The organism is Parendozoicomonas sp. Alg238-R29, assembly GCF_947331445.1.
Lineage (GTDB): Bacteria > Pseudomonadota > Gammaproteobacteria > Pseudomonadales > Endozoicomonadaceae > Sansalvadorimonas.
In genome coordinates this window covers 42,907-49,508 of sequence record NZ_CAMZOG010000027.1, presented here as the reverse complement: position 1 = coordinate 49,508, position 6,602 = coordinate 42,907, and the positions used below count along the sequence as shown (strand labels likewise).

The following is a 6,602-nucleotide window of genomic DNA, read 5'->3' as shown; positions in this document are numbered from 1 at the left end:
AGCACAGCACTCATAATGCTGGGGTCGGCAGTTCGAATCTGCCCCTAGCTACCATATTGTTATTAAGCTTCTCAATGTTTGGGGTGTCGCCAAGCGGTAAGGCAACGGGTTTTGATCCCGTCATGCGCAGGTTCGAATCCTGCCACCCCAGCCATTTTTCTTATTCAAATGTTTTATCCTTTCTCCGCAACTACCCTGGTTGGCGGATTTTGTCGTTTATGGCTTTTTTTTTCCTGTTTTTTTCCGATACAAGATTTCGTAAAGATATTTTTACGTATCTTGGTAGGTGAAAGTCGCGCAACTTCCTATATAATGCGCCGCGTGTGGTAAAGGGACGGCCAATAACAAACCAGCAGGGATTGCGTTTGGGCAGGAAAATAGCCGTGATTTGCCACCGTGCCAAAAGCACATGCAGGTCAGCCGGGCTGAGGTCAGCAAGCAGAGAGCAGAAATAATGACGGCAAAGACCTATGACGTACTGATTGTGGGAGGGGGCGTATCCGGAACGGCGCTGCTGTATGAGCTGGCTCGGTATACGGATCTGGATCGTATAGGCCTGATCGAAAAGTACAATGACTTTGCCACAGTCAATTCTAAAAGCAGTAACAACAGTCAGACTATTCATTGTGGCGATATAGAAACCAACTATACCCTTGAGAAGGCACTGAAAGTAAAGCGTACCGCCGGTATGTTGGTCAATTATGCCAAGTCACTTCCTGATGACGAGCGGGATCAAATCATTTTCAAATACCCCAAAATGGTTTTGGGTGTGGGACATGATGAGTGTGATTTCCTCAGAAAGCGTTTCGATGTATTCAAAGGACACTATCCAGGCATGACCCTGCTGGAAAAAGAGCAGGTAGCTGAGGTTGAGCCACAGGTTATTCATACCGAGTCAGGCCCACGAAAAGAAGAAATTATTGCTCTTGCTATTACCGATGATTACACCGCTGTTGATTACAAAGCGATCTCCGAGTCTTTTGTCAAACAGGCTCAGAAAACTGATAAAGATATTGATTTGATGCTGGAGACCGGTGTCCACAGCATTGAGAAAGAAGGTGAAATTTTTAAGGTTCAGACCAATAAAGGCGAGTATCAGGCGCGCTTTGTTGTGGTTTGCGCTGGTGGTCACAGTTTGCTGCTCGCCCAGCAGATGGGTTATGGACTGAACTTCTCCTGTCTGCCTGTAGCAGGCAGCTTCTACTTCACTCCGCAGGTTCTGAACGGCAAGGTATATACCGTCCAGAATGACAAGCTTCCTTTTGCTGCCATCCATGGTGACCCGGATGTGCGGGTACCTGGAAAAACCCGCTTTGGGCCAACCGCTCTTCTGCTGCCTATGCTTGAGCGCTATAACAGCAAAACTATTCCTGAGTTCTTTAAGGTTCTCAAACTGGATGGCTCTGTTTTTAAAGTGTTCTGGGATCTGTTCAAGGTTTCTGATATCCGGAACTATATCTTTAAGAATTTCCTGTTTGAAATTCCGTGGGTACGCCGTCGTTTGTTCCTGAAAGACGCTCGTAAGATTGTTCCAGGCCTGAAGCTGAGCGATGTGACCTTTGCCAAGAAGTTTGGTGGTATTCGCCCTCAGTTGATTGATAAAGACAATAAAGAGCTGATGCTGGGTGAGGCTCGCATTAACCCTGGTACAGGAATTATCTTTAACATGACTCCTTCTCCCGGTGGTACCAGTTGTTTGGGTAACGGTGAGAATGATCTTCGTGAAATCGCGAAATTCCTTGGCTGTGGCTTTGATGAAGAAGCCTTTAACCGGGAGCTTCTCGATAGCTGATATCTTGTTTTCCATCTCGGGAATCCAGATTTTGTAAAACAAAAAAAACGACTATGCGACCATAGTCGTTTTTTTTGGGGCTATACCTTTCTGCATGTAATTTTCCTCACAGGTAGGAGGAAGCATGCGAAAGATTAACCTGATTGGCACAACATCCGCCTTATTGCTGCTGTTCATGTGCAGAGCTCAGGCCAGTGAAGAGGCTGCTGGCCTTCCGGTCAAACCTTCTAATCTTGCAAACAGCATGTCGTTTGTGGCAGAAGCCTCTGGATCTTCGGATAACGATGACTCGGGTAGCTCTCATTTGCCGACTGTCAGTGAGGATGCGCCCCCAAAAGAAAAGAAGCGTGTAAAAAAAACAATAAGAAAGAAAACTGAGAGCGTTTTTGAGTCGGCTGTGCCGACTGTGTCTGGCTCAACTGTTAGACTAATATCGCAAGAACTATCTGCTCAGGCGGGACCACGAGCCACTCCTTCTGTTGAAATGCCTGTAGAGCCACCGTCTTTAGATCTAGCCCCCCACGACTCTTTGCAGCTGAACCCTGATGAGGAAAAAGCGATTCTTGCCGCGGTGGAGAAGGGCAAAAAAACAAAGAATTCCTGGTCAGATGTAGAGCTTATCGACTTAAGGAAAAGAGCTGCACGGGACGTTCTGGCTGGCAGGATTCGGGGTATGTACGGGAACGATGACACAGAACAGGCTGAGGGTGCTAACGGTGTGTTTCTTATTAAACTGACGGATGCTAAAACTGAGGCGTTCAATCTTGTTATTGATGTTGCCGATCTGCTCTCTAAGGAGTCTGCTGCAGCCAGTGTAGAAGCTGAAGAAACAGGTGAATCAAGTGTTCAGCTTGAGTCACAGTCAGTCAGTCAGTCAGAGGCTCTATCAAACCCAACAGAATCACTGCAGGTCAGTGAACAGGAATCTCGATCAGAAGCCCCGGCTAAACCATTAGTTGCTCCCTCTGACCCGACAGGGGAGGAATCAGCAAAACTCGGGGAAAAAATTCTAGAGCAGATAGCGCCTGCAAAAACTGTGGCTATTGACCTGAAACTTTTTAGAGTCAAAACGCCAATCTTTATGTATGGGGGGCTCAGGTATCTGCTAAGTTGGGTGGGTTTACACTACTTTCTTGACCCGCTGCTCACCTCTTCGACGAGTTTTAAACGGGTGTTGGTCGATGATAAAGATCAGTCTTTATGGGAGGCGGAATACTTAGCCTCGCCTGATGGAAGTTATTTTGTCACTTTTCTCGGGGTTATTGAGGAATCAGAAGAGAAGACGACTTTTGCTTATGCCAAAGTGACTCCAGAAGGATCAGGGGAGCAGCTGTCCACTATGCGTATGGAGCTGTTTACCAGTCTTGAATCGGTAGAGGCTGTTCCTGTTCTGTATGAAGAGGATAGGCTCTCAAATTCGACTCTGGACTTCTCACTCTTGGGGCCTCAATCCGTTCAAGGACGGGAGATTAGATATTTGCCTGGAAATAATACAAAGGTCCGTCGTGGCGTGGGTAGTGAGGATGTTGAATCAGATTTTACAGGGGCCGTTGCCATGAATTTTGTTGTCCCCGACTCTCTGGGAGATGATTTGTATTTAAAACACAATGGCCAAGGTCGTTTATCTAAAACTTTTCAGGAAAATTTCACGATTCAAAATATGTTTCTACCGGGAAATCGGGAAGGATTATTTCCTTTGCTGAATCCTGACGCACTGCACTTTATGGCTTTAAGAAAATTGGAGACTGGAAAACTGGCAGCCCTAAGAGAATATGGGGCTGTAGATGACTATTATTATTCTAGCAAAGATGGTAGCGTCGAATATGTACCACTGGTGCTTTGGCTGGCCAGAACGGATACAGGAGATTTTTTCTATAGGCCGAATATCCTGACAGGGTTCGCTGATATTTACCGTGTCCAATGGCGCTGAGTTGTTCAATAAGGAGCGCCGATTATGGCGCTCCTTATTGAACAAGGGAGTTATGTCATCACCTGCAAATAACGTTCAGCCTGAGTATGCCCCTTCATTTCTTCCTGAAGGCTTAAACCATCTGGTCCTTTGGCATTTGTATCGAACCCTGCTTCTTTAAAGAAAGTGATAAAGCGGGCAAAGTCATGACTGCGAAGAGCTCTGTATGCGCGCATAAGGATGAAATAATCTCTGTTAATCCCTTCTTCGCCTTCAAGGTTGAGCAGCTTCCTGATGCGGTCATCAGACAACTCTTCACCGATAACTTTTTGCTTATCTTTTTTCATACGTCTGCACTCCAGATAGAACTTTTCAGCAATTATTATTCGAGATGCGGCATTTTTCTGGCGCTCATTGTATCCAGAGGCTGCGGTAAGGCAAAGGCATTCAAGAAAGTGTAAGCCCCACACTCATCATCAGAAGCTGCCGATACAAGATGGATAGAACTTTAATGGCTGCTTGTATTCATGGATTCACTTGGGCGCTCGAGTGGTGTTGAGTCTCGTCAGGATCTTGGGACTCCAGAAAAAACCGGACAGGGAGAGTCGGTCAGGACCTCTTTTTCCAGTGGGAGTCGTTCGGTATCTCATTCCGGTGTGACTGTTTCTCTTAATGAACAACAGGATGTTGATACAGAAAGCACTGCCAGCGATACCGAGTTATCCCAGCGTTCCATAGAAGATGTAACAGATAAAAAGCCTGGCCGAATGAAGCAGGCTACATCGTGGTTAGGTGGTAAAGCCAAATCAGCAGGCATTTCCTTGAAGGATGGAGCGGTAAACAAACTTCGCTCTGGGCGTGATGCTGGTAAGGCCCTGGCTAAAGGTACGGCTCACTTTGCTCAGCATCCTATGCAGTCCACAAAAAGTGCTGTGAAAAGTACCGGGCAATATGCCAGTAGCAAATATCAAGCGGCAAAAGGGGCAGGTTCTGCAGCTAAGAAAGTCACAGGGGCGGGCCTTCAGGCTTTAAAGGAGAACCCAAGGGGAGCTCTGAAAGCTGGAGCTGTTTATGTGGGAACAGGCATTAAAAGCCGGGCTGTTTCTTTTCCCGGGAAAGCCAGGAAGCTTATTCCCTCTCGCCCCAAAGGTCTTACTCTTGCCAATGCAAAAAAACTGCTTAGCCGTTCAGCAAAACAGACTCCACCATCGCCGTCCGCATCGGTTAAACAGGCTGTCGGTACGGCAGGTCAGAAACTGGAAGCCATAAAAACGCAAAGCACTGAAAGAAGCGATACTCTCCAGCAGGCAAAAGGTGCGAGAGATAATACCCAGCTATTGAACAAGTTATTGGATGATCCTGCAGTCCTTAATCGCAGCAGAAAGGATTTTACCGTGCGTTTCCCTGGTGGAGAGGTTGTTCAGATTTCAGGTTCTGGTGTGGAGCGAGCTCAGAGCGTAAAAGACGCCGTTGGTTTTGCAAATAAGCACCGGGCAGAGATTCGCAGAAATAAAGAGGGTTTTAAACAGCTTGTCAACGATTTGAAAAAAGAAAACAAGAAAGTGGATGCGGAAGATAAGCAAGCGATTTCCAAAGAAAAGAAAACAGCTTTAGACGCTGAGAAAACCTCTTACCAGAAAGCGGCAGGGAAGTTAAAAAGAGAACGTGAGGACATTCGTAATCTTGTAGGCCAGCTAAAAGGCGATATTAATAAGGAGATGCAGAGGGAGAAAGAAAGTATTAAAACTCAGAAAGATACTTTGACAACAAACCTCACAGCCGATACACAGCTTCTAAAAGCACAGGAAAAGAGTGTAAAAAAGAATGAGAAAGCCCTTGAAGGTGAACTTAAAGAGTTGAAAAGTCAGCTTACGAAAGTAAAGAAAGAACTTGCCAAGTTTGATAGTCGTCTTGATCGTAATCTTACCACTTATCAGCAAGCTTCTACCGAAAGCCGCAGAGGTGTAGCGAAGAGTGAGGTTGGTAGATTGAGCGCAGCAATAACAGAAAAGCAACTGGCCTTTGAGGAAGCTCATCAAGAAATATTAGGGCAAATCAGTGAGCTGACTGAAACGGTGGATCAGGAGAAAGTGGATTTAAAGGGTACGTTTTCTGCACCGGATAGCCAAATCCAAAATTTGGAACAGCAGTTAAAAGATGCTGAAGAGCAATTGAAAGAAAATACGCGCCAGATTAAGCGGTTACAGCGTGATTATCAGGCTTCACAGAAAGAAATCAAAAAGCTCAAATAATCAGATACGGTGCAGACCTTTTGTTCTGCACCGTACATCAAACTGTTATCAGTGGCCTTTCAGGGCGTAGATACCAGGAGCATTACGCCAGTAACCCTGGTAATCCATTCCGTAACCAAAGATATAGCGATCCTTACATTCCAGACCCGTGAAATCACTCTTTTGCCCGGGGCGGGCTTTGCGGTCGTGGATTTTGTCTACCAGTACACCGGAGAGAACTTCTTTAGCACCAGCCTGTTCGCAATGCTCAATAATGGCCGCCAATGTATGGCCCTCATCAAGAATGTCGTCTATCACCAGAACGGTACGGCCAGCCAGCTCCTGCAGAGGGGGAACTTTCCAGTCCAGTTCACCACCGCTGGTGGTATTGCGATAGCGGGTGGCGTGCATGTAAGAAGATTCCAGAGGGAACTTCAGGTGAGTCAGCAGCTTGCCGCAGAACACCAGGCCACCATTCATAACGGCAAAAATGAGAGGGTTTTTATCAGCCAGCTTCTCTGTGATCTTTTCAGCCATACGACGGATGGCATCTTCTACTTGTTCTTGAGTATAAAGACAGTCAGCTTCATCAAAAACTTTCTGGATATGGTCCAGATCAGTGGACATGTGGAGAGCCTCTCCTCAACAGGATTATGTTTGTGTCAGCAAG

The 6,602-nt window shown here is 46.3% G+C and carries 5 protein-coding genes and 1 tRNA gene; 4 read left to right on the top strand and 2 right to left on the bottom strand.

Annotated features, from left to right (window positions below):
• Window positions 1–79 precede the first annotated feature (79 nt).
• From QMA35_RS09015 to QMA35_RS09005, 3 genes are all read left to right on the top strand, one after another.
• A tRNA-Gln gene (locus QMA35_RS09015) sits at window positions 80–154 on the top strand.
• Between the two features lie 300 nt (window positions 155–454).
• Complete coding sequence (locus QMA35_RS09010; protein WP_281646815.1) at window positions 455–1,792, top strand: FAD-dependent oxidoreductase; 1,338 nt, start codon at window positions 455–457, stop codon at window positions 1,790–1,792.
• A 124-nt stretch (window positions 1,793–1,916) separates the two neighbouring features.
• On the top strand, window positions 1,917–3,722 hold the full coding sequence (locus tag QMA35_RS09005; protein WP_281646814.1) for a hypothetical protein: 1,806 nt from the start codon (window positions 1,917–1,919) through the stop codon (window positions 3,720–3,722).
• 50 nt (window positions 3,723–3,772) lie between these two features.
• Here QMA35_RS09005 and QMA35_RS09000 read toward each other — a convergent pair whose 3' ends face one another.
• Window positions 3,773–4,048, bottom strand: coding sequence for a PA4642 family protein (locus QMA35_RS09000; RefSeq protein ID WP_281646813.1), 276 nt, complete (start codon window positions 4,046–4,048; stop codon window positions 3,773–3,775).
• A gap of 180 nt (window positions 4,049–4,228) precedes the next feature.
• Between QMA35_RS09000 and QMA35_RS08995 the strand changes: the two genes are divergently transcribed.
• A complete protein-coding gene (locus QMA35_RS08995; protein WP_281646812.1) occupies window positions 4,229–5,953 on the top strand; it encodes a hypothetical protein in 1,725 nt (574 codons plus the stop codon).
• Between the two features lie 48 nt (window positions 5,954–6,001).
• Here the strand turns inward: QMA35_RS08995 and QMA35_RS08990 are convergent, their stop codons facing one another.
• Window positions 6,002–6,559 carry a hypoxanthine-guanine phosphoribosyltransferase gene (locus QMA35_RS08990; RefSeq protein WP_281646811.1) on the bottom strand — a complete coding sequence of 186 codons (558 nt, stop codon included), beginning with the start codon at window positions 6,557–6,559 and terminating at the stop codon, window positions 6,002–6,004.
• Window positions 6,560–6,602: the final 43 nt, after the last annotated feature.

What these genes read in the sequence shown, in the direction of transcription:
- QMA35_RS09010 (WP_281646815.1), top strand. Translation starts at nt 455, where the DNA reads ATGACGGCAAAGACCTATGACGTACTGATTGTGGGAGGGGGCGTATCC.
- QMA35_RS09005 (WP_281646814.1), top strand. Translation starts at nt 1,917, where the DNA reads ATGCGAAAGATTAACCTGATTGGCACAACATCCGCCTTATTGCTGCTG.
- QMA35_RS09000 (WP_281646813.1), bottom strand. Translation starts at nt 4,048, where the DNA reads ATGAAAAAAGATAAGCAAAAAGTTATCGGTGAAGAGTTGTCTGATGAC.
- QMA35_RS08995 (WP_281646812.1), top strand. Translation starts at nt 4,229, where the DNA reads ATGGATTCACTTGGGCGCTCGAGTGGTGTTGAGTCTCGTCAGGATCTT.
- QMA35_RS08990 (WP_281646811.1), bottom strand. Translation starts at nt 6,559, where the DNA reads ATGTCCACTGATCTGGACCATATCCAGAAAGTTTTTGATGAAGCTGAC.